This is a genomic window from Kocuria coralli (assembly GCF_008831305.1).
Taxonomy (GTDB): domain Bacteria; phylum Actinomycetota; class Actinomycetes; order Actinomycetales; family Micrococcaceae; genus Kocuria; species Kocuria coralli.
Genome location: NZ_ML708622.1, coordinates 64848 through 86784 on the forward strand (window position 1 = coordinate 64848; position 21937 = coordinate 86784).

20 protein-coding genes are annotated in these 21937 nt (G+C 69.6%); 18 read left to right on the forward strand and 2 right to left on the reverse strand.

Features of this window, described 5'->3' with window-relative positions; translation table 11 throughout:
• Positions 1–19 precede the first annotated feature (19 nt).
• The 15 genes from dapB (at position 20) to dapF (ending at position 15567) form a co-directional block, all read left to right on the forward strand.
• Complete coding sequence (dapB, locus tag FCK90_RS11460) at positions 20–820, forward strand: 4-hydroxy-tetrahydrodipicolinate reductase (protein ID WP_158034440.1); 801 nt, start codon at positions 20–22, stop codon at positions 818–820.
• Complete coding sequence (locus FCK90_RS11465; protein WP_246180223.1) at positions 817–1500, forward strand: hypothetical protein; 684 nt, start codon at positions 817–819, stop codon at positions 1498–1500. The genes dapB and FCK90_RS11465 overlap by 4 nt, the downstream gene beginning before the upstream one ends.
• Positions 1501–1509: 9 nt before the next feature.
• Entirely contained in the window at positions 1510–2424 is a 915-nt protein-coding gene (gene dapA, locus FCK90_RS11470) for a 4-hydroxy-tetrahydrodipicolinate synthase (RefSeq protein ID WP_158034441.1), read from the forward strand.
• A 42-nt stretch (positions 2425–2466) separates the two neighbouring features.
• The gene (locus tag FCK90_RS11475) at positions 2467–4167 is read left to right on the forward strand and encodes a ribonuclease J (protein ID WP_158034442.1); all 1701 of its coding nucleotides are present in this window, start codon (positions 2467–2469) and stop codon (positions 4165–4167) included.
• 156 nt (positions 4168–4323) lie between these two features.
• Positions 4324–4647 (forward strand): hypothetical protein, encoded by a 324-nt coding sequence (locus FCK90_RS11480; protein WP_158034443.1) that lies wholly within the window; start codon positions 4324–4326, stop codon positions 4645–4647.
• Between the two features lie 51 nt (positions 4648–4698).
• Positions 4699–7650: an FtsK/SpoIIIE family DNA translocase gene (locus FCK90_RS11485; protein ID WP_158034444.1), complete on the forward strand. Its 2952-nt coding sequence runs from the start codon at positions 4699–4701 to the stop codon at positions 7648–7650.
• A gap of 4 nt (positions 7651–7654) precedes the next feature.
• Positions 7655–8281: a CDP-diacylglycerol--glycerol-3-phosphate 3-phosphatidyltransferase gene (pgsA, locus tag FCK90_RS11490; protein ID WP_158034445.1), complete on the forward strand. Its 627-nt coding sequence runs from the start codon at positions 7655–7657 to the stop codon at positions 8279–8281.
• Positions 8282–8295: 14 nt separating this feature from the next.
• Complete coding sequence (locus FCK90_RS11495) at positions 8296–8814, forward strand: CinA family protein (RefSeq protein WP_158034446.1); 519 nt, start codon at positions 8296–8298, stop codon at positions 8812–8814.
• Positions 8815–8976: 162 nt separating this feature from the next.
• The gene (locus tag FCK90_RS11500) at positions 8977–9366 is read left to right on the forward strand and encodes a helix-turn-helix domain-containing protein (protein WP_181954301.1); all 390 of its coding nucleotides are present in this window, start codon (positions 8977–8979) and stop codon (positions 9364–9366) included.
• 182 nt (positions 9367–9548) lie between these two features.
• The gene (locus FCK90_RS11505; RefSeq protein ID WP_158034448.1) at positions 9549–9770 is read left to right on the forward strand and encodes a DUF3046 domain-containing protein; all 222 of its coding nucleotides are present in this window, start codon (positions 9549–9551) and stop codon (positions 9768–9770) included.
• A 278-nt stretch (positions 9771–10048) separates the two neighbouring features.
• Positions 10049–11146 (forward strand): recombinase RecA, encoded by a 1098-nt coding sequence (gene recA / locus FCK90_RS11510; RefSeq protein ID WP_158034449.1) that lies wholly within the window; start codon positions 10049–10051, stop codon positions 11144–11146.
• A gap of 128 nt (positions 11147–11274) precedes the next feature.
• Complete coding sequence (locus tag FCK90_RS11515; RefSeq protein ID WP_158034450.1) at positions 11275–11940, forward strand: regulatory protein RecX; 666 nt, start codon at positions 11275–11277, stop codon at positions 11938–11940.
• 89 nt (positions 11941–12029) lie between these two features.
• Positions 12030–13568 (forward strand): tRNA (N6-isopentenyl adenosine(37)-C2)-methylthiotransferase MiaB, encoded by a 1539-nt coding sequence (miaB, locus tag FCK90_RS11520; RefSeq protein ID WP_246180246.1) that lies wholly within the window; start codon positions 12030–12032, stop codon positions 13566–13568.
• A gap of 22 nt (positions 13569–13590) precedes the next feature.
• The gene (miaA, locus tag FCK90_RS11525) at positions 13591–14547 is read left to right on the forward strand and encodes a tRNA (adenosine(37)-N6)-dimethylallyltransferase MiaA (RefSeq protein ID WP_158034451.1); all 957 of its coding nucleotides are present in this window, start codon (positions 13591–13593) and stop codon (positions 14545–14547) included.
• A 90-nt stretch (positions 14548–14637) separates the two neighbouring features.
• On the forward strand, positions 14638–15567 hold the full coding sequence (dapF, locus tag FCK90_RS11530; protein ID WP_158034488.1) for a diaminopimelate epimerase: 930 nt from the start codon (positions 14638–14640) through the stop codon (positions 15565–15567).
• Here dapF and FCK90_RS11535 read toward each other — a convergent pair.
• Complete coding sequence (locus FCK90_RS11535; RefSeq protein ID WP_158034452.1) at positions 15548–16249, reverse strand: class I SAM-dependent methyltransferase; 702 nt, start codon at positions 16247–16249, stop codon at positions 15548–15550. The genes dapF and FCK90_RS11535 overlap by 20 nt on opposite strands.
• Before the next feature lie 143 nt (positions 16250–16392).
• On the opposite strand from FCK90_RS11535, the gene hflX reads away from it, so the two are divergent.
• Positions 16393–18114, forward strand: a complete 1722-nt coding sequence (gene hflX, locus FCK90_RS11540) for a GTPase HflX (protein WP_158034453.1) — start codon at positions 16393–16395, stop codon at positions 18112–18114.
• 15 nt (positions 18115–18129) lie between these two features.
• The gene (locus FCK90_RS11545; protein WP_158034454.1) at positions 18130–20229 is read left to right on the forward strand and encodes an ATP-dependent DNA helicase; all 2100 of its coding nucleotides are present in this window, start codon (positions 18130–18132) and stop codon (positions 20227–20229) included.
• 25 nt (positions 20230–20254) lie between these two features.
• Here FCK90_RS11545 and lexA read toward each other — a convergent pair whose 3' ends face one another.
• On the reverse strand, positions 20255–21091 hold the full coding sequence (gene lexA / locus FCK90_RS11550) for a transcriptional repressor LexA (protein WP_158034455.1): 837 nt from the start codon (positions 21089–21091) through the stop codon (positions 20255–20257).
• Between the two features lie 320 nt (positions 21092–21411).
• Between lexA and FCK90_RS11555 the strand changes: the two genes are divergently transcribed.
• Complete coding sequence (locus FCK90_RS11555; protein ID WP_158034456.1) at positions 21412–21897, forward strand: LysM peptidoglycan-binding domain-containing protein; 486 nt, start codon at positions 21412–21414, stop codon at positions 21895–21897.
• Positions 21898–21937 lie beyond the last annotated feature (40 nt).

Here is a 21937-nt window from a genome sequence, read left to right on the forward strand (position 1 = left end):
AAGAACAACAGGAGTGACCATGAGCCAAGAGACCACCGTCAACGCCACCGTCAACGCCACCGTCGATGCCCCCGTCAAGGTCGCCGTCCTGGGCGCCCACGGGCGCATGGGAGCGGAGGCCGTGCGCGCCGTCGACGGCGCCCGCGACCTCCAGCTCGTCAGCACGATCGGCCACGGCGACTCGCTGCGGCAGCTGCTGGTCTCCGGCGCCGAGGTCGCGATCGACCTGACGGTCCCGGCCTCGACGGAGGAGAACGTGCGGTTCTGCGTGGAGAACGGGATCCACTGCGTCGTCGGCACCACGGGATGGGACGAGCAGCGGCTGAGCCGGCTCTCCGAGCTGCTCCGGGAGCACCCCGAGGTAGGCGTCCTGATCGCCCCGAACTTCTCCATCGGGGCCGTCCTGGCCATGCGGTTCTCCGCACTGGCGGCCAGGTTCTTCGAGTCCACCGAGATCGTGGAACTGCACCACCCGGACAAGGTGGACGCACCGTCGGGCACGGCCGCCCGCACAGCGGCGATGGTGGGGGAGGCGCGGCGGGCCGCCGGCCTGCAGGACTCCCCGGACGCCACCCAGACCGACCCGGACGGAGCCCGGGGGGCGAAGGTCGACGGGGTGAGCGTCCACTCGGTGCGGCTGCGCGGACTCGTCGCCCACCAGGAGACCCTGCTGGGCAACGTGGGCGAGATGCTCACCATCCGCCACGACTCCTTCGACCGCGTCTCCTTCATGTCCGGGGTGCTGCTGGGGGTGCGCACGGTGAGCAGCCGGCCCGGTCTGACCCACGGTCTGGAGCACTTCATGGACCTCGACGCGTGAGCGGCGGGAGCGCGCCGCCACCGGGCACGGGATCCGGTCGCGGCGCGGGCGGCTCCGGCCTGGGCTCCCTCCGGCTCCTGGGATGGGTCGCATTGTTCGCGGCCCTCGTGACCCTGTGGCTGCTGCCCCTGCCCCAGGGATCCAAGCTGACCATCCTCGTGGTCGCCGCCTTCGCGGGCGTCTTCACGCTGCTGGAGTCCACGAACCGGGGCAAGGCTCTGGCGGCGGCCATGATCGCTCTGCTGGTCTTCTACCTGGGGCTGACCCTCCAGCGGGCCTGGCTCCTGATGACCTCCGAGCTGTGGATCAGCAAGTTCCTGGGCTCCGCCCTGATCGTGCTCCCCGTCGTGGGCGCCTGGGCGCTGCTGCGGGAACTGAGCTTCGGGATCCGCATCGAACGCCTGGGCAGGCGGCTCGTCGAGGAGGGCGAGATGCCCGAGGACGACCTCCCCCGGCATCCCTCCGGGCGGATCGTCCGCGAGACCGCCGACGAGCGGTTCCCGCGGTGGAAGGCCGACGTGGAACGGGCGCCCGGGGACTGGCGCACCTGGTACCGGTTGTCCCTGGCCTACAGCGCCTCGGGCGATACCCGCAGGGCACGGCGGGCGATGCGCCAGGCGGTGCGAATTTCTCGGCGGCCGGACGGGTCCGGGCCCGAGCCGGGCAGCGCGGCGAGTTAGGGTTATGGCATGACTGCGCACCAGGACAAGCCCCTGTTCGGAACCCTGCTCACCGCCATGGTCACGCCGTTCGCGGAAGACGGCTCCGTGGACCTGGCTGCCACCGAGGCCCTGGCCGTCCGCCTGGCGGACCAGGGCTGCGACGGCCTGGTGGTCGGCGGCACCACCGGCGAGTACTCGACCATGACCGACGACGAGCACGAGGCCGTGTTCCGCACCGTCAAGGAAGCCGTCGGAGACCGCGTGGCCCTGGTGGCCGGTGCCGGCTCGAACGACACCCAGCACACCATGCACCTCTCGGCCCAGGCGGAGAAGGCCGGCATGGACGGTCTCCTGATCGTCACCCCCTACTACAACAAGCCCACCCAGACCGGCGTCGTGGCCCACTTCGAGACCGTGGCGGATGCGGTGGAGCTGCCGATCATGCTCTACGACATCCCGGGGCGCACGGGCATCCCGCTGTCCGTGGAGACGCTGCTGCGGCTGGCCGAGCACCCCAAGATCGTCGCCGTCAAGGACGCCAAGGCGGACCTGGCAGCCGGGATGCGGGTGATCTCGGAGACCGATCTGCTCTACTATTCCGGCGACGACGGCCTCACCGTGCCGTGGATGTCCATCGGCGCCGTCGGCCTGGTCGGTGTGACCAGCCATGTGGACACCCCGCGATTCCGCCGCCTGATCGACGCCATGCGAGCGGAGGACCTGCACGAGGCGCGGGCCATCGCCCACGAGCTGGAGCCGGTCGTCCGCGCGACCATGACCCACATCCCCGGAGCCGTCTCCGCCAAGCAGATCCTGCACTGGCAGTCCGTTCTGCCCAATCACACCGTCCGGCTGCCCTACGTCGCGGCCACCGAGTCCGAGCAGGCCGCCATCAAGGCCGATCTGGCCGGGTCCGTGGTGGCCGGGACCCTACCGTTTTAAACAAGAGCTCTCCCGAGAGCACCGACATCAGAAAGGGGTTGCATGACCCATTGGATTGAAAACTTGAGCGAGCCGCCCGCCCTGGGCCAGGACACCTTGCGGGTCACCCCGCTCGGAGGTCTGGGCGAGGTCGGCCGCAACATGACCGTGTTCGAGATCAACGGTCAGCTGCTCGTCGTGGACTGCGGCGTGCTCTTCCCGGAGGAGAACCAGCCCGGCGTCGACCTGATCCTCCCGGACATCTCCCACATCGAGGACCGTCTGGACGACATCGTGGCGATCGTGCTCACGCACGGCCACGAGGATCACATCGGCGCGGTGCCCTACCTGCTCAAGCGCCGCTCTGACATCCCCCTGCTCGGCTCGCAGCTCACGCTGGCCCTGGTGGAGGCGAAGCTGCGCGAGCACCGCATCAAGCCCTACACCCTCACCGTGCGCGAGGGACAGGTGGAGAAGCTCGGCGAGTTCGAATGCGAGTTCGTGGCCGTCAACCACTCCATCCCCGACGCGCTGGCCGTCTTCATGCGCACGAAGGCCGGGACGGTCCTGCACACGGGCGACTTCAAGATGGACCAGCTTCCCCTGGACGGGCGCATCACCGACCTGCGGCATTTCGCGCGGCTGGGCGAAGAGGGCGTGGACCTATTCCTCACCGACTCGACCAACGCCGAGGTCCCGGGCTTCACCCCCACGGAGAAGGACATCGGCGGCGTCCTGGTGGACGTGATCCAGAAGTCCAGCCAGAAGGTCGTCGTCGCCTCCTTCTCCTCGCACGTCCACCGCGTCCAGCAGGTGCTCGATGCCGCCGTCGCCTCGGGGCGCAAGGTCGCCCTCATGGGCCGTTCCATGGAACGCAACATGGGCATCGCGGCCGAGCTCGGCTACCTGGACGTCCCCGAGGGCGTGCTGGTGGATCAGCGCAAGGTCGAGCAGTTCCGCGACGACGAGCTGGTGATCATGTGCACCGGTTCGCAGGGGGAGCCCATGGCGGCGCTCTCGCGCATGGCCCGCGGCGACCACCGGGTCCAGGTCCGGGAGGGCGACACCGTGATCCTCGCGTCCTCGCTGATCCCGGGCAACGAGAACTCGGTGTTCCGCATCATCAACGGTCTCATGCGGCTCGGTGCGCACGTCGTGCACAAGTCCAACGCCAAGGTCCACGTCTCCGGGCACGCCTCTGCGGGTGAGCTGCTGTACTGCTACAACATCGTCGAGCCCGAGCACGTCATGCCGGTGCACGGCGAGGTCCGGCACCTGATGGCCAACGGCGAACTGGCCGAGGCCACCGGCGTTCCGCCGGAGAACGTGCTGCTCACCGAGAACGGCACGGCCGTGGACATGAAGGACCACAAGGCGCGGATCGTCGGCGGCCACGAGATCAAGTTCGTCTACGTGGACGGGTCCTCGGTCGGCGAGATCACCGAGGACGACCTCCGCGACCGGATCGTGCTGGGCGAGGAGGGCTTCATCTCCGTCGTCACCGTGATCGACCGCCAGAACAAGCGAGTGGTCAACGGCCCGGACATCCACGCCCGCGGCGTGGCCGAGGACGACCGGGTCTTCGACGACATCGTCCCCAAGATCACGGGCGCCATCGAGGACGCGCTGCACGAGCAGAAGCAGTACACCACGCATCAGCTCCAGCAGACCGTTCGCCGCACCATCGGCCCGTGGGTGGGGCGCAAGCTCCGCCGCAAGCCGATGATCGTGCCGGTCGTCATCGAGGTCGGCTCCCCGAGCTGAGCCCTTTCCCGCCGAGATGCGAGTTGACCCGCCCATCGACCCCGATGGGCGGGTCACCTCGCATCTCGGCGGCGCTATGCGGAATGAACCCGGCCGTACGGGACGTTCTCATCAGTACGCTGGCAAGTCAGTACGCTGACGAGTGAGGAGGCTGACATGTTTGGCAAGCCCCGCATGGCGATGCTGATCCTCGGGGGTGTGATCACCGCGGCGAGTCTCGTGGCGGGCGGACTGGTCCTGCTGCGGCCGTGGTCGGACTGCACCGCCGGAGACCTGTCGGAGGCGTGCATGCCCACCGATCCGGAGATCCTGACCATGGGCCTCGCCTCGGCCGGCTTCCTGATCGGCGCCGTCCTCATGATCTTCAGCCTGATCTGGTTCATGATCCTGCGCGACGACGCCAATCGCCGCCGCTGGGCCCGTGAGGACGCGGCCAGGGACCGGGAGCGCTACCGGGGACTCGAGGAAGAGGGCCGATAGCCCGCGTGCGCCGCAGGGACCTGCATTTGCGCCGTCCATTACCCTAGGGATATGGCGACTCGTACTTCCCCCGCCCGCAAGGGCGCATCGACGTCGCGCGGAACCAGCACCTCGAAGGCCAAGAGGGGCTCTTCGAAGACCCCCGCCCCGGGGGTCGGTGAGCGCGCCGTCCATGCCCTGATCGGCACCTGGCTCTGGTTCGCGCACCTGATCGGCGGAGCGATCCGGCGCATCGGCACGCTGCGCACCGATCTCGACCCCGACGACCGCAGGGACGGCGGTGCGCTGGTGCTGCTGTGCGCGGGCCTCCTCGTCGCCGTCGTCGAGTGGTGGAGCCTGTACGACGCCGGAATCCCCGGGGTCTCGGCCATCGCGTCCGGGATCCACTGGTTCGTCGCGGGCCTGATCGGCTGGGCCGCCCTGGTGCTGCCGCTCGGCCTGCTCGGTTTCTCGGTCCGGCTCTTCCGCAAGCCGGTTCCGACGACGACGAACAACCGCATCGCCCTGGGTCTGACCATCGCCATCCTGGCCGGGGCGGGCATCGCGCACGTGATCGGGGGAGCCCCCGGGGTCACGGAGAGCTTCGCCGCCCGGCTGACCGCGGGCGGTGCGTTCGGCTACCTGGCCGCCGGCCCGCTCGGCACGGTGCTGACCCCGGGCGGTGCCGCAGCGGTGTGCGGCGTGGTGCTCGCACTGTGCGTGCTGATCGTCACCGGCACGCCGTTCTCCCAGATCGGCCCGCGCCTGGCGCGCGCCTGGCAGGCGATCGCGGGCACAGGCCCCCGGGACGGGAAGGCGACCGACCTCACCGACCCGGAGCACGACCGCTCCTACCTCGACGACCGCGACCCCCGGCCCGCATCGGATCGCGCCGCCCGCCGGGCCGCGCGCAAGCAGGACAAACAGGACAAGAAGGACCGGCGCGACGCCGAACGCGAGCGCCTGGACGCCTACCACGGCGATGAGGCCTTCGAGACCGCGGTGATCGGCGAGGACACCGACCAGGTCCCCGCGGTCGGTGAACGCGCCTCACGGGGTGCGCCGAGCGCCGGCGTCTTCGACGTCGAGTCCGGCGACGAGGCCAGGGACTCCTCAGGCGCTTCCCCGTCCAAGGCGGCCTCGCAGGCGTCTTCGGGCCTGCGTCCGGGGCAGAAGCGTCCCACCCGGGACCAGCTCGCGGCCCGCGAACTGCGCCGCGAGCAGGGCCTGGACGGCTCCTCCACGGGAGCGGCGGACACCGCCGCCGGTTCGGGCGCTGCGGCGCTGATCGACCCGGACGGAGCCGATGGCGAGACCACGGTCATTCCCACGCCCGTGCAGTCCAGCCCGATCCCGCGGCGCACCGAGCAGCTGCAGCTGGAAGGGGACGTGGCGTACTCGCTGCCGTCGTCGACGTCGCTGATCCAGGGCCCCCCGGCCAAGGAGCGCTCCGAGGCCAACGACGCCGTGGTCGGCGCCCTGACCGACACCCTCCGGCAGTTCAAGGTCGACGCCGAGGTCACCGGCTTCTCCCGCGGGCCCACGGTGACCCGCTACGAGATCGAACTGGCCCCCGGGACCAAGGTGGAGAAGGTCACCGCGCTGTCGAAGAACATCTCCTATGCGGTGGCGTCCTCCGACGTCCGCATCCTCTCGCCCATCCCGGGCAAGTCGGCGATCGGCATCGAGATCCCCAACACGGACCGCGAGACGGTCGTGCTGGGCGATGTCCTGCGCTCGCAGGCGGCCCGCAAGAACGACCACCCCATGGTCATGGGCGTGGGCAAGGACGTCGAGGGCGGGTTCGTGGTGGCGAACCTCGCGAAGATGCCGCACATGCTGGTGGCCGGTGCCACGGGCGCCGGTAAGTCGTCGTTCGTCAACTCGATGATCGTCTCGCTGTTGATGCGAGCCACCCCGGACGAGGTCCGGATGGTCATGGTCGACCCCAAGCGCGTGGAGCTGACCGCCTACGAGGGGGTTCCGCATCTGATCACGCCGATCATCACCAACCCCAAGAAGGCCGCCGAGGCCCTGCAGTGGGTGGTGCGGGAGATGGACGCCCGCTACGACGATCTGTCCCACTACGGCTACAAGCACATCGACGACTTCAACAAGGGCGTGCGCAACGGCAAGGTGCAGCCCGAGCCGGGATCCAAGCGCAAGATCAAGCCGTATCCGTACCTGCTGGTGATCGTCGACGAGCTCGCGGACCTCATGATGGTCGCCCCGCGCGACGTCGAGGACGCGATCGTGCGCATCACCCAGCTGGCCCGTGCGGCGGGTATTCATCTGGTGCTGGCCACCCAGCGCCCGTCCGTGGACGTGGTGACGGGCCTGATCAAGGCCAACGTGCCCTCGCGCATGGCCTTCGCGACCTCCTCGGTGACCGACTCCCGGGTGGTGCTGGATCAGCCCGGGGCCGAGAAGCTGATCGGCCAGGGCGACGCCCTGTTCCTGCCCATGGGCGCCTCCAAGCCCATGCGCGTCCAGGGGGCGTGGGTGGCCGAGTCGGAGATCCACGAGGTCGTGGAGCACGTCAAGTCCCAGATGAAGGCCAACTACCGCGAGGACGTGGTCCAGGAGGCCCCCAAGAAGGAGATCGACGAGGACATCGGGGACGATCTCGACGTCCTGCTGCAGGCGGTCGAACTGGTGGTCACCACGCAGTTCGGCTCGACCTCGATGCTGCAGCGCAAGCTGCGGGTCGGTTTCGCCAAGGCCGGGAGGCTGATGGACCTGATGGAGTCCCGCGGCGTCGTGGGCCCCTCCGAGGGTTCCAAGGCCCGCGACGTGCTCGTGCGACCCGACGACCTTGCGGCTACGCTGGCCCTGATCAGGGGCGAGGAGCCGCCGACCGCCGTCGTCGCGGGTGCTCAGGAGCATGCCGGCACCGGCGGCACCACGGGCGGAGACCTGGACACCGACCCGCTCGCCGATCCCACCGGGGCGGCGGCGACGGACTACCACGACGACGCCGACGACCCAGAATCCGACGACGCATGGCAGCTGACGGGACGGTAATGCGATGACATCCCCAGAGACTCAGGCTCCGAAGGCATCCAACTGGAACCTTCCCAACGCCCTGACCACTTTGCGCATCCTGATGGTGCCCTTCTTCGTCTGGTTCCTGGTGGCGGGCGGGCCTTTCGGGGAGGACTCGCTGGCCATGCGCTGGGCGGCGTTCGTCGTCTTCGGGCTGGCCATGCTCACGGACAAGCTCGACGGCGACATCGCCAGGGCGAGGGGGCTGATCACCTCGTTCGGCAAGATCGCCGACCCGATCGCCGACAAGCTGCTCACGGGTGCTGCGTTCGTGGTGCTCTCCGTCCTGGGCGAGCTGTGGTGGTGGGTGACCATCGTGATCCTGTTGCGCGAGTGGGGGATCACCCTCATGCGCTTCGTGGTGATCCGCTACGGCGTGATGGCCGCCTCCAAGGGCGGGAAGCTCAAGACCGTGCTGCAGACCGTGGCCCTGCTGGTCATGCTGCTGCCGCTGGTCCCGCTCGTGGGCGCTTGGTGGGCGTGGCTCGGCTGGTTCTGCATGGCCCTGGCCCTCATCGCCACGGTCGTCACCGGCGTCGACTACGTCATCAAGGCCAGGCAGCTGCGGCGGGACTCCCTGGCAGCCGGGCGCCCGGTGGACAACAGCTGACGTCATGGGAAGTCATGCGGAGTAACGAGCGGCTAGGCGGCGAAGACGAGTTCGAAGCGGCCGAGGAGGCCATCTCGGCGGCGGTAGCCGCCCGTCTCAGCATCGGGACCGCCGAGTCCCTCACCGGAGGGAAGGTGGCCGCCGCGCTGGTCGCCGTCCCCGGGGCGTCGGCCGTCTTCGAGGGCGGGGTGGTCTCGTATTCCCACGGGGTCAAGACCCGGGTCCTCGGTGTTCCGGCGGCCTTGCTCGAGCGGACCGGCGCGGTGGATCCGCAGGTCGCAGCGCTCATGGCCGAAGGTGCGCGCGAGGCTCTGGGCGTCGGCATCGGCGTCTCGACCACGGGCGTGGCCGGGCCGGAACCCCACGACGGCAAACCCGTGGGAACGGTGTACATCGGGGTGGCAGGGCCTCGGGGAACCCGGACCGTGGGACTGGAGCTGCACGGCGACCGCGATGAGATCCGCACCTCGACCGTGGTCGCGGCGCTACGGGAACTCACGGCGTACTGCGGGCTCTCAGAAATCTCTCAGTGAATCTCCGCATCGATCGGGAACAATCGAAACACGTTCGGCGGTTGTACCCGTCGACGGCCCAGGGAAGGGCCATCCGTAACCGGCTCAAGAGCCGACTACGGGCCAAGCGGATCATCCGTCCGCACGATTGAGGAGCCAATCATCACGACGACCAAGACCCCCGTGTCCGTTAACGGCGTCATCCGCTGGAAGGACGTCGAGACCGCTACCATCAATGAATCCGCCTACGCGGAGCCCAAGCCGGTCGTGCTGCGCCAGGAAATCGGCGAGGTACTGCGTTCCGTGCGCCAGCGCCAGGAGCGCACCCTGCGCGAGGTCTCGCACTCGGCACGCGTCTCGCTCGGTTACCTGAGTGAGGTCGAGCGAGGCCAGAAGGAGGCCTCCTCCGAATTGCTGGCATCGATCTGCGCCGCACTCGATGTCCCGGTGTCCACCATGCTGCGTGAGGTCGCAGACCGCGTCGCAGAGGTCGAGGGCAACCTGGCACCCGATACCGTTCCGGCTGAGCTGCGGGAGCAGTACCAGCAGGAATTCGGCGTCCGTGCCCACTGATCTTCCGAACGACAGGCTGCACCGGCCCTGCCCCCGGGCTTGAGCCGGACAGCCGGACGACGCGTCAGGGCCCGACAGCTTCGAAGCTGTCGGGCCCTGACGCATTGCCGGACCGCGCTGCCGCTGGTCCGCCCGCCGCGGGCCGTCCGTGTCCCGTGGCAGCCCCATGACGAGGAGGACGTGTGCGACTGAGTCGCTTCTACGACATGCTCGAGCACGAGTTCGGTGCCGCTCAGGGCCGGATGCTGGCCGAGCAGACGGTGCTGGGGGACCTGGGGCATCGCACCCCCGCCCAGGCCATCGACGACGGCGAGGACCCCAAGACCGTCTGGTTCGCCCTGTGCAAGAACCAGGACGTGCCCCGGGAGCGGTGGTGGGGCCCCGACCGGGAGCCGCGCCGGTGACACGCCCCCGGAGGCATCCATCGAATAAATGTTCGAAGATTGCTGTAGAATCTCGTTGTGCTCGAGGCCAGCCCAGGTGACTCCACAGGTGGTGCCGCTGCTTCGCCGCCGGGATGCGTTCCCTCGGCTAACGGCCCCGTCCTTGTGTTGTCGGACCCCTCGCATAGCGTTTTCCATGACAGCTTCAGCGGGGCGCGTGATGAGGACTCGAGCACCACAGACGCACCGCGCCACACCCGCGGCCATCGAGGTCGCACCATATGCATACGAGGTGAACCATGGCCCCCAAGACCAGTTCCACAGCAGGCGGTTCCAACCGCGAAAAGGCACTCGAGACCGTCCTGGCCCAGATCGACAAGAACTACGGCAAGGGTTCTGTCATGCGCCTGGGCGAACGTCCGGTGCAGAAGGTGGAGGTCATCCCCACCGGCTCGATCGCCCTGGACGTCGCCCTGGGCACCGGCGGATTCCCGCGGGGCCGCGTGGTGGAGATCTACGGCCCGGAATCATCGGGTAAGACCACCGTGGCGCTGCACGCCGTCGCCAATGTGCAGAAGAACGGCGGCATCGCGGCCTTCATCGACGCGGAGCACGCCCTGGACCCCGTCTACGCCCAGAAGCTCGGGGTGGACATCGACAACCTGCTGGTCTCCCAGCCGGATACGGGTGAGCAGGCCCTGGAGATCATGGACATGCTGGTGGGCTCGGGCTCCATCGACATCGTGGTGATCGACTCCGTGGCCGCCCTGGTGCCCAAGGCCGAGATCGAGGGGGAGATGGGCGACTCCCATGTGGGCCTGCAGGCGCGTCTGATGTCGCAGGCGCTGCGCAAGATCACCGGGCGCCTCTCCCACTCGCAGACCACGGCGATCTTCATCAACCAGCTGCGCGAGAAGATCGGCGTGTTCTTCGGCTCCCCGGAGACCACCACGGGCGGCAAGGCCCTCAAGTTCTACGCCTCCGTGCGGGTGGACGTGCGCCGCATCGAGACGCTCAAGGACGGCGCCAACCCCGTGGGCAACCGGACCCGCGCCAAGATCGTCAAGAACAAGATGGCCCCGCCGTTCAAGCAGGCCGAGTTCGACATCCTCTACGGCCAGGGCATCTCCACGGAGGGCGGCCTCATCGACCTGGGGGTCGAGCAGGGCATCGTCAAGAAGTCCGGTGCCTGGTTCACCTATGAAGGCGATCAGCTGGGACAGGGCAAGGAGAACGCCCGCCGCTTCCTGCGCGATAATCCGGAGCTCGCGCTGGAGATCGAGCACAAGATCCTCACCAAGCTCGAGATCATCGAAAGCGATGCGCCGGAAACGGATGAGGACGGAGTGGTGGCCGACTTCGGTCAGGACGACTCCTCGGCCAAAGCCGCCTTCTGACGCGTCCATGATCCGGCCCCGGGGCACATTCCTCCGGGGCCGGCCACGGCGCTCGGCATGAGGGCTCGGAGCGCAGTCCTCCACTGTCGTCCGTACCGGAGCGCCCGAGCAACTGGAGGCTGAGAGTCTTGTCCGAGTCACCGTACGAACGCCGGCGCCGGCGTGCCCAGGAACGGTACCGACGGTCGGGGAAGGCGGAGGAGCCCTCTTCGGACACCGTCGCCGCGAACTCGGACGCGGAGGCCCACGAATCGGCGCGCAATATCGTGCTGCGGCAGCTCACGGCCTCGGCCAAGTCGCGGCGCCAGCTCGAGGACAAGCTCGCGGATCGGGGGGTCCCCGAGGACGTGGCGGCATCGGTCCTGGACAGGTTCCAGGAGGTCGGTCTGGTCGACGATGCCGCGTTCGCCGAGACCTTCGTGAGATCCCGGGCCGAGACCCGGAAACTGGCCCGCCCCGCGCTCCGGCGCGATCTGCAGGCCAAGGGGATCGACCCGGAACTGGCCGAGCAGGCCCTGGAGCAGCGCACCGACGACGATGAGCGGGAAGACGCCCTGGAACTGGTGCGGCGCAAGACGCCCTCGGGCGGGCAGCTGACCCAGCAGCTGGCCGACCGTGCGGCGCGGGAGAAGCTCACCCGGCGGCTGGTGTCCATGCTCGCCCGCAAGGGTTACGCCCCTGGGCTCGCCTTCGACGTCGTCAAGCAGGTCCTCGCTGAGGCCGAGGCCGCCGTCGGGGCTGAATCCGATGCTGAATCCGACGACGACGAAGGCCTGTGGCTGGATACGCCGTGATTTGACCCTGCCACTATCCTTGTCGCGTGAGTACGACCCCCGTGAGAACCCCCGCCAAGGCCGCCGACCTGCCCGAGACCTACGCCGGGCTGGCGAAGCCGCGCCCCTCGACCGAGGCCCCTGAGATCCCCATCCTGGACGTTCCGCGCTCCTACGAGGTGCGAACCTTCGGGTGCCAGATGAACGTCCACGACTCCGAGCGGATCACGGGCCTGCTCGAGACCGCGGGCTATTTCCCGGCGCCGGAGGGCACGGACCCCGACCTGGTGGTGTTCAACACCTGCGCGGTCCGGGAGAACGCGGATAACAAGCTCTACGGGCACCTCTCCCAGCTGGTGCCCCAGAAGGAGCGGAACAAGGACTTCCAGGTGGCCGTGGGCGGGTGCCTGGCCCAGAAGGACCAGGACACCATCCTCGAGAAGTCCCCCGTGGTCGACGTGGTCTTCGGCACTCACAACATCGGCTCCCTGCCGGTGCTGCTCGAGCGCGCCCGCCACAACGAGGAAGCCGAGATCGAGATCCTCGAATCCCTCGAGACCTTCCCCTCGGCGCTACCCACCAAACGCGATCAGGCCTACGCCGGATGGGTCTCCATCTCCGTGGGCTGCAACAACACCTGCACGTTCTGCATCGTGCCGTCCCTGCGGGGCAAGGAGGAGGACCGCCGTCCCGGCGAGATCCTGGCCGAGATCCGGGCGCTCGTGGACCAGGGCGCCGTCGAGGTCACCCTGCTGGGCCAGAACGTGAACTCCTACGGGGTCTCCTTCGGCGACCGGCAGGCGTTCTCCAAGCTGCTGCGGGCGTGCGGTGAGATCGAGGGGCTGGAACGGGTGCGTTTCACCTCGCCGCACCCGGCCGCATTCACCGACGACGTCATCGACGCCATGGCCGAGACCCCCAATGCCGTGCCCCAGCTGCACATGCCGTTGCAGTCCGGATCGGACAGGGTCCTGCGGGAGATGCGCCGCTCCTACCGTTCCAGGAAGTTCCTGGGGATCCTGGAAAAGGTGCGCGAGCGCATCCCGCACGCCGCCATCACCACGGACATCATCGTGGGTTTCCCCGGGGAGACGGAGGAGGACTTCCAGGACACCATGCGGGTGGTCGAGGCTTCCCGCTTCTCCTCGGCGTTCACCTTCCAGTACTCGGTGCGCCTGGGGACACCGGCCGGAGAGCGCGAGGACCAGCTGCCCAAGGCGGTCGTCCAGGAGCGGTTCGAACGGCTCCTGGCGCTGCAGGACCGGATCGCGGCCGAGGAGAACGCCGCGATCGTCGGCCGCACCGTGGAACTGCTGGTCACCGCGAACTCGGGCAAGAAGAGCGGCCGGACGCACCGGCTGTCCGGCCGGGCGCGGGACCAGCGTCTCGTGCACTTCTCCGTGCCCGAAGGCGCCCAGGCGCCGAGGCCCGGCGATTTCGTGACCGTCCCGGTGACCGGGGCAGCCGCCTATCACCTCATCTCCGATCCCCGCGCGGACCAGTACGGCCTGCGGCGCTCGCGAGGCGGGGACGCCTGGGAGCGCGAGCAGGCGGCCTCCTGCGGTACCGGTGCCCCCGGGAAACCGGGGCAGGTCAGCCTGGGCATGCCGGCGATCCCGGTCGGCCCGGCACCGGTCAGTGGTGCCTGATCAGGCGTTCCCGCAGAGCGGGATGCCGTCTGCGTCCGGAGCCGCGGACCGCTCCACGGGAACGACGCCGCAGCTGCCCGTCATCGCCGTCGTCGGTCCCACCGGCACGGGGAAGACCGCACTGGGTGTGGCTATTGCCCGGGCCGTGGACGGGGAGGTCGTCAACGCCGACGCCCTGCAGTTCTACCGGGGTATGGACATCGGAACAGCCAAGGCCACGGTCCAGGAGCGCCAGGGCGTGCCCCACCACCTCCTGGACATCATGGAGGTCTCCGAGGAGGCCTCCGTGGCGGCGTTCCAGGAGCAGGCCCGGCGGTGCTTCGCCGAGATCCGCGAACGCGGGCGAGTGCCCGTCCTGGTCGGCGGCTCCGGGCTCTACGTCCGTGCCGCCCTGGACCGCATCGAGTTCCCCGGCACGGACCCCGAGGTGCGGCGGCGTCTGGAGGCCGAACTCCGCGAGCACGGGCCGGGAGCGCTGCGCGAGAGGCTGAAGCAGGTCGACCCAGCCTCTGAGGCGCGCGTGGCCGACGATCGCCGCCTGATCCGGGCACTCGAGGTCTACGAGGTGACCGGCCGACCGTTCACGGCGTTCATGCCCAGCCGCACCTACGTCGAGCCGACCGTCCAGATCGCCCTGGACCTGGATCGTGCGGACCTGTATCGCCGCCTGGAACAGCGGGTGCACCGGATGGTCACGGCAGGCCTGGAGCAGGAGGTCCGGGAGCTGATCCCGCGCGGTCTGCGCGAGGGCGGCACGGCGTCCAGGGCACTGGGCTACGGGCAGTTCCTCGCCGTCGTCGATAAGACCATGACCCAGGAGGAGGCAATCGAGGCCACCGTGATCGCCACGCGGCGCTTCGCCAAGCGCCAGCTCACCTGGTTCCGCGGTGACCCGCGGGTCACGTGGCTGGACGCCACCGATCCGCTGCTGGAGAAGCACGCCCTGGAAGTCATCCGCGACCACGCCGTAGCGGATTAGCATGGTCCGGTGACCACCTCGCGATCCGAAGAGCACCCAGCCACCATCGCCCCTGAGAACGGCGCCGCCGAAACGGATGACGCCGTCGTCCTGGCCGACGGGGTCTTCGGCGAACTGAGCGGATACCCCTTCCTCAAGGCGCACGGTACGGGCAACGACTTCGTCGTGGTCGTGGACCCGGAAGCCGAGCTCCTGCTCGCCGACGACACGGTGCGCCTGGCCTGCGACCGCCACCAGGGCATCGGCGGCGACGGGTTCATCCGGGTGGCCCGCTCGGAACACCTTCCCGAAGGCCGCGAGGTGCTCGAGCAGGCGCCGGAGGCCGAATGGTTCATGGACTACCGCAACGGGGACGGCTCCATCGCGGAGATGTGCGGCAACGGGGTCCGCGCTTTCGTCCACGTCCTGCTGCGCAACGGGCTCGTCGATCTGCCCCCGGGTCAGGTGGTGCGCGTCGGCACCCGTGCCGGGGTGAAGACCGTGGCCCGCACGGACGACGGCTACGCCGTGGACATGGGCCCCTGGGGTTTCATCGACGGCGACACCGCGCGCTCCCGCGGATCCGACGCCGTGGTCACCGCCAAGGGCCTGCGCGTACCGCGGCCGGCGGTGTCGATCACCATGGGCAATCCCCACACGGTCGTCGCCCTGGCCGAGGGTGAGAAGCTCGACTCGCTGCAGCTGTTCACCGCTCCCGATGTGCGCCCGGTGCCGCCGGACGGAACCAACGTGGAATTCGTGGTTCCCCTCGACGAGGAGAGCGGAGCCACGGAGGACGTCGGCCGCATCCGGATGCGCGTGCACGAACGCGGCGTAGGGGAGACCCAGTCGTGCGGCACCGGGGCCTGCGCCGCCGTCGCCGCGACCCGTTTCTGGGCGGGGGACACCGCGCCCGACGAATGGCTCATCGAGGTTCCCGGCGGTGTGGTGTCGGCGACCTTCGTCGAGGGCCCGCACGGCGCCGAGCACATCGTCCTGGCCGGCCCGGCGGTCGTGGTGGCTACGGGGACCTTCGGCTGACCTTCAGCACCCGGAAGCCCCTGGACGAGGAGATCCGCTCCACCGTCCATTCCTGGCCCGTCCGCTCCGGCAGTGCCTGGAGCAGCCATTTCTGCAGCGAGTCGGCCCCGAGGTTCTTCTGCACCACCATCCAGGCCGCACCAGCGGGCGAGAGCCTGGGCAGCCAGTGCAGCAGCAGCTCGTGCAGGGCCTCCTTCCCGATCCGGATGGGCGGATTCGACCACATCGTGTCGAAGAGCCGGTCCGCGGGCACCTCTCCGGGCAGCAGCGCCTCCACTGCCAGGCCCACGGCCACGGCATTGTCGCGGGTCAGTGCCAGCGAGCGTTCATTGACGTCGACGGCGGTGATCCTCGGACCGCTTTCCTCCCCGCCCGGGATCCCCAGCGGGACATCGGCGCCGTCGTCGTCCGCCGAGGCCGAGCCCGAGCCCGAGGCCAGACGATCGCGCGCTGCCAGGCCCATCGCCAGGGTCAGCGGCCCCCAGCCGCAGCCCAGGTCCAGGAACTCGTGCCCCTCCGGGGCGGGGACGGCGTCGAGGAGGACCGCCGTTCCCTTGTCCAGGGCCCTGGGGGAGAACACCCCCGCGGAAGTGGCTACCCGTACCGACCGGCCCCGCAGCTCGATCTCCAGTTCGGAGCGGGTCTCCGGGCCTTCGGGCGTGGTGAAGTAGTGCGCGGTCATGCCCGCTAGCCTAGACGCAGGGAACAACGCTCCCCGGTGAGTCGTTGACCTTCCTACGGCGGGCGCCAGACCTGCCGAACGCCACGACGGTCCGATCCTCCCGGGTCGGCCGCGGGTACTTCAGTTCCATCCGAAAAGGATTCATGACCAACAGTCACACCAACTCCCACCAGGGCCCCGCCGGAACCCCGCGCGGCCACGAACCGTCCCAGGCCGAGCTTGAGGACGTCGTCGGGCGCGTCCTTTCGCGTGCCCGCGCTGGGCGGGAAGCACCCGGTTCCGCAGCCGTCGGCGATGACGCGGCTGCGGATCGTCCCTCCGCGGAATTCCCCGGGGAATCCGGCCACGTCCTGGGCGGCACCGCCCGGGAGCTGGCCGAGCACACGGTGCACACCAGCGCCGACGGCGACCAGTACGACCTGGCCGCACGGCAGTCGCTGCGCCGCGTGGCCAACCTGTCCACCGAGCTCGAGGACATCACCGAGGTCGAATACCGCGAGCTGCGCCTGGAGAAGGTCGTCCTCGCGGGATTGTGGACCTCGGGGAAAGCGGAGGAGGCCGAGAACTCCCTGCGCGAGCTCGCCGCACTGGCGGAGACCGCCGGTTCCGAGGTCCTCGACGGCGTGATCCAGCGCCGTGCCACCCCGGACCCCGCGACCTACCTGGGCTCGGGCAAGGCGCTCGAGCTCAAGGACATCGTCTCGGCCACGGGCGCGGACACCGTGATCGTGGACGAGGAGCTCGCCCCCTCGCAGCGCCGTGCGCTCGAGGACGTGGTCAAGGTCAAGGTGATCGACCGGACCGGCCTGATCCTGGACATCTTCGCCCAGCACGCCAAGTCGAAGGAGGGCAAGGCCCAGGTCGAGCTGGCGCAGCTGGAGTACATGCTGCCGCGCCTGCGCGGCTGGGGCGGCAACCTGTCCCGCCAGGCGGGCGGCCGGGCCGCCTCGGGTGAGGGCATCGGCTCCCGTGGACCCGGCGAGACGAAGATCGAGCTGGACCGCCGCCGCATCCGCGCGCGCATGGCCAAGCTCAAGCGCGAGATCGCGGGCATGAAACCGGCCCGGGAGGCCAAGCGGCTCAACCGCCGTCGTAACTCGGTGCCCTCCGTGGCGATCGCGGGGTACACCAACGCGGGCAAGTCCTCGCTGCTCAACCGGCTCACGGATGCCGGGGTGCTGGTGGAGAACGCCCTGTTCGCGACCCTGGACCCCACCGTCCGCCGGGCCGTGACCCCGGACGGCATCGGCTACACGCTCTCCGACACCGTGGGATTCGTGCGCTCGCTGCCCACCCAGCTGGTGGAGGCCTTCCGCTCGACCCTGGAGGAGGTGGCCGACGCTGACCTCATCCTCCACGTCGTGGACGGTGCGCACCCGGATCCGGAGGGCCAGATCCGGGCGGTGCGAGAGGTCCTGGCCGATATCGGAGCGACCACCCTGCCCGAGGTCATCGTGGTCAACAAGGCCGATACCGCGGACCCCTACGTGGTCGAGCGCCTGCGCAACACGCATCAGAACGTGGCCGTGGTCTCCGCGCACACCGGGCAGGGCATCGAGGAGCTCAAGGAGCTCATCTCCAGGTCCATCCCGCGTCCGGACCACGTGCTGGACCTGGTGGTGCCCTACAGCGATGGTGACGTCGTCTCGCGCCTGCACGGCTGGGACGCCGAGATCCTGCGCACCGAGTACCTGCCGGAGGGTACGCACCTGCTGGTCAAGGTACGGGAGGACCTCGCGGGGGAGCTGGCGCAGTACGCTCCCGAGAACCCGCCCGAATTCTCGGCATCCGGTTCCGCCGAGCTCCCCGGCCCCGGTGAGGCACCCGCTGCCACCGAGCTCACCGACTCACCGTCAGCGCGATAGGGCGACACCCGACAGATGACGAAGACAGCAGCACCCGCCGCGGGCATCCGCGACGGCAGCGGCCGCCCCGTGTCCGACCGCCCGGAGACGCTTCCCGGGGCGGCCGACGCGCTGCACCTTCTGGACACCGCCGTCGAGGCCCTGGGCGGGCAGCGACGCGACGGACAGCGGTTCATGGCCGCCAAGGTGGCCGAGTCCCTGGAGATGCGCCGCCACCTGCTGGTCCAGGCGGGCACCGGCACCGGCAAGTCCCTGGCCTACCTGACGCCCGCGCTGCAGTACGCCGCGGCACAGCACGGTTCCCATTCCAAGCCCGTGGTGGTGGCCACGGCCACCCTGGCCCTGCAGTCGCAGGTGATGGGGCGGGATCTCCCGCGCCTGCTGGGCGCGCTCGAGGACGAGCTTCCCTCGGGGATGGAGGTGGCCCTGCTCAAAGGGCGCAGCAACTACGCGTGCCTCCACAAGCTGGAAGGCGGCTACCCGTCGGACGACGACGGTGCGCTGTTCGCCGCCCCGGGCGAGGGCCCGCACACCTCCTCCGCGCCCGTGTCCTCGCTGGGCAAAGAGGTGCAGCGGCTGCGGGAATGGGCCGGGAGCACCGAGACGGGCGATCGCGACGAGGTCCTGCCGGGCGTCACGGATGCCGCCTGGCGCCAGATCTCCGTCACCGCACGCGAATGCCTGGGCCGGTCCTGCCCGTTCGTCGAGGAGTGCTTCGCCGAGCTGGCCAAGGCCAGGGCCGCGCAGGCGGACCTGGTGATCACCAACCACGCCCTGCTGGCGATCAACGCCTTCCAGGACCTGCAGGTGCTGCCCGATCACGACGTCGCCATCATCGATGAGGCGCACGAGCTGCGCGACCGCGTGACGGGAGCGGTCACCGGAGCGCTGTCGGGCGCCGCCGTGCGCGCAGCGGCCTCCTCGATCCGCAAGCACACCTCCGCGAAGTCCGACGATCTGCAGGCCGGTGCCGACGATCTCGAGAAGGCCCTCGAGGGCGTCCCCGCCGAACTGCTGGCCCGGGGTTTGAGCGAGGCCATGGCCGGCGCGGTCGGCCGCATCCGGGATGCCGCGCGCCAAACCCTGACCGATTCCAAGCCCGAGAAGGGCTCCGCGGGACAGGACGGCGACGCCGACGGCGGACGCCAGATGGCCAGATCACGGGTCACCGAGGTCCTGGAGCTGTGCGAGCGGATGATCGAGGCCGACGCGCACCGTGAGGTGCTGTGGATCTCTCGGGCCGGCGGATGGGAGTCGGGCCGCGGCTATGTGCCTGCCGATGACACCGACCCCGCGACCCTGCACATCGCACCCCTCTCCGTCGCAGGGCAACTGCGAGAAGGCCTGTTCGACGGCCGCACCGTGATCATGACCTCGGCCACGCTGTCCGTGGGGGAGTCGTTCGATTCCGTTGCGGGAGACCTCGGTCTTCAAGGCCCCGGGGCGCCGCGCTGGGAGGGCGTCGACGTCGGCAGCCCCTTCGACTACGGGCGGCAGGGGATCCTGTACCTCGCCCGGCACCTCGAGAAACCAGGGCGCCGGTTGTCGCAGGGCACGCTCGACGAGATCGTTGAGCTGGTCGAGGCCTCCGGCGGCGCCGCACTGGGACTGTTCTCCTCGCGCAGGGCGGCCGAGGAAGCAGCGGAGTACGTACGCTCGCGCACCGATCTCCCGATCCTCTGCCAGGGCGATGCCTCCCTGAATACCCTGGTTTACGAGTTCGCCGAGGACCCGGAGACCTGCCTGTTCGGGACCATGAGCCTGTGGCAGGGTGTCGACGTCCCCGGCGACTCCTGCCGGCTGGTGCTCATCGACCGGATCCCGTTCCCGCGGCCCGACGACCCGCTCTCCACGGCCCGCAGCCGCGCCACGGCAGAGGCCGGCGGCAACGGCTTCATGGCGGTGTCCGCGACGCATGCGGCCATCCGGCTGGCTCAGGGGGCGGGACGCCTGATCCGGTCCGGCTCGGACAGGGGCGTGGTGGCCGTCCTGGACTCGCGCATCGCCACGGCCCGGTACGGGGGATTCCTGCGGTCCACCCTCCCGCCGTTGTGGACCACGGACGATCGCAAGACCGTGATCGGGGCGTTGCGCCGGCTCGGGCAGGGCGGCTGACCCGAGTCCGCGGGCCGGCGGTTCCTCAGAGGCTGCGCAGGACCGAGACCACCTTGCCCATCACGGTGGCATGGTCGCCCAGGATCGGCTCGTACAGGGTGTTCTGCGGCAGCAGCCAGGTATGGCCGTCCCGCTGGCGGAAGGTCTTGACCGTGGCCTCGTCGTCCAGCAGCGCGGCCACGATGTCCCCGTTCTCGGCCGTGTTCTGCTGCCGTACGACCACCCAGTCGCCGTCGCAGATGGCGGCGTCGATCATCGAGTCGCCGTGGACGCGGAGCATGAACAGCTCCCCGTGGCCGGTCAGCTGGCGCGGCAGGGCGACGGTCTGCTCCACCTGCTGATCCGCGGTGATCGGCACGCCGGCCGCGATACGGCCGACCAACGGGACCAGACGCACCTCGGCGTCCGGGTCGGCCTCCTGCGGGACCGGCGGGCGGGTGGGAAGCCGCCGTACATTATCCGGCAGGGCGGAGCCCTGCGGCGTGGGGGAGGCCTCCCCAACGGCATATGAACCGGGAGCCGTCGTGGGGGAGTTCTGCGCCGGGGCGTCCTCCGGGTCGGCCGCCGAGGCCTCGGCGGCACCGGTGGGCCCGGTGGTCAGCACCTCCATGGCGCGAGGCCGCTTGGGATCGCGGCGGATATGCCCCAGCCGTTCCAGCTGGTTGAGCTGATGGGTCACGCTCGACAGCGAGGCCAGCCCGGCGAGATCGCCGATCTCGCGCATCGAGGGCGGATAGCCGTGCTGCGCGATCGAGCCGCGGATCACCTCGAGGATCTTCTGCTGCCGCGCTGACAGCCCCTGACGCGGCGAACGCTTCCGGCCCTCGGCCTGGGAGGGGATATCTCGATCTCTCGGTGCCATGGCCGTCCTTCACATCCCGCGCTCGGTCGAATCCTTGTGGTGTCCGACCCCCTCTGTTGACTGGACCCCGAAGGACCAGCGGCCGGAGAGTCCCGGCAGTGCCCGGTGACGGGGCCTCACGAACCACGGCACCCGGACCCTCTCAGGGTAAGGGAGCCGAGGGATGTGACCAAACATATGTTCGAACGCGTGTCGACATCACTCGTACACGCGTGCTAGAAATGTTCGAAACGGAATCGAATACCTGTTCGAATGGTGCCGATCGCTCCCGGGGAAGCCCTCGCGGGCCATCGGAGCCCGGCAGGAGGGAGTGCATTCCAATGTCAGCCATCAGCTTTGTCCCGCGCTTGCGCGGATCCTCTTCCGACAGGCCCACCCGTGCCCCGCTGCTGCGGGGACTGCGTTCGGGCTGCCGGGCTTTCACCGGAGAGGTCGTGGCCGCCGTGCCGGTCCTGCGGCGTCGCAGCGACCGGCAGGAGCGGGCCGCGTGGCGCGCGCCGGTTCACCTGACCCGCCGCGGCCGTCTCCTGTTCATCGGTCTGCCCGTCATGGTGGCGACGGCAGCGGTCGCCGTCGCCCTGGTGATCCTGATCGCCCCGGCCACCGTGACGGCGAGCACCGATCCCGTGGAGGGCCCCGGCACGGAGATCGTCACCGTCGGCTCCGGCGACACCCTGTGGGAGATCGCCCTGGCGGCGGACTCCGAGCGGGATACGCGGATCGTGGTCTCCGATATCGTCGAGCTCAACGACCTCGAGACCCAGGCCGTGACCACGGGCCAGCAGCTGCTGGTTCCCGCCCGGTGACCCTCAGCTCCAGCGCCGAGCGCGGAGGAACGGCGAGGTG

Coding starts and splice junctions, on each gene's coding strand:
- dapB (WP_158034440.1), top strand. CDS start 20: ATGAGCCAAGAGACCACCGTCAACGCCACCGTCAACGCCACCGTCGAT.
- dapA (WP_158034441.1), top strand. CDS start 1,510: ATGACTGCGCACCAGGACAAGCCCCTGTTCGGAACCCTGCTCACCGCC.
- FCK90_RS11475 (WP_158034442.1), top strand. CDS start 2,467: ATGACCCATTGGATTGAAAACTTGAGCGAGCCGCCCGCCCTGGGCCAG.
- FCK90_RS11480 (WP_158034443.1), top strand. CDS start 4,324: ATGTTTGGCAAGCCCCGCATGGCGATGCTGATCCTCGGGGGTGTGATC.
- FCK90_RS11485 (WP_158034444.1), top strand. CDS start 4,699: ATGGCGACTCGTACTTCCCCCGCCCGCAAGGGCGCATCGACGTCGCGC.
- pgsA (WP_158034445.1), top strand. CDS start 7,655: ATGACATCCCCAGAGACTCAGGCTCCGAAGGCATCCAACTGGAACCTT.
- FCK90_RS11495 (WP_158034446.1), top strand. CDS start 8,296: ATGCGGAGTAACGAGCGGCTAGGCGGCGAAGACGAGTTCGAAGCGGCC.
- recA (WP_158034449.1), top strand. CDS start 10,049: ATGGCCCCCAAGACCAGTTCCACAGCAGGCGGTTCCAACCGCGAAAAG.
- miaA (WP_158034451.1), top strand. CDS start 13,591: ATGCCGTCTGCGTCCGGAGCCGCGGACCGCTCCACGGGAACGACGCCG.
- FCK90_RS11535 (WP_158034452.1), bottom strand. CDS start 16,249: ATGACCGCGCACTACTTCACCACGCCCGAAGGCCCGGAGACCCGCTCC.
- hflX (WP_158034453.1), top strand. CDS start 16,393: ATGACCAACAGTCACACCAACTCCCACCAGGGCCCCGCCGGAACCCCG.
- FCK90_RS11545 (WP_158034454.1), top strand. CDS start 18,130: ATGACGAAGACAGCAGCACCCGCCGCGGGCATCCGCGACGGCAGCGGC.
- lexA (WP_158034455.1), bottom strand. CDS start 21,091: ATGGCACCGAGAGATCGAGATATCCCCTCCCAGGCCGAGGGCCGGAAG.
- FCK90_RS11555 (WP_158034456.1), top strand. CDS start 21,412: ATGTCAGCCATCAGCTTTGTCCCGCGCTTGCGCGGATCCTCTTCCGAC.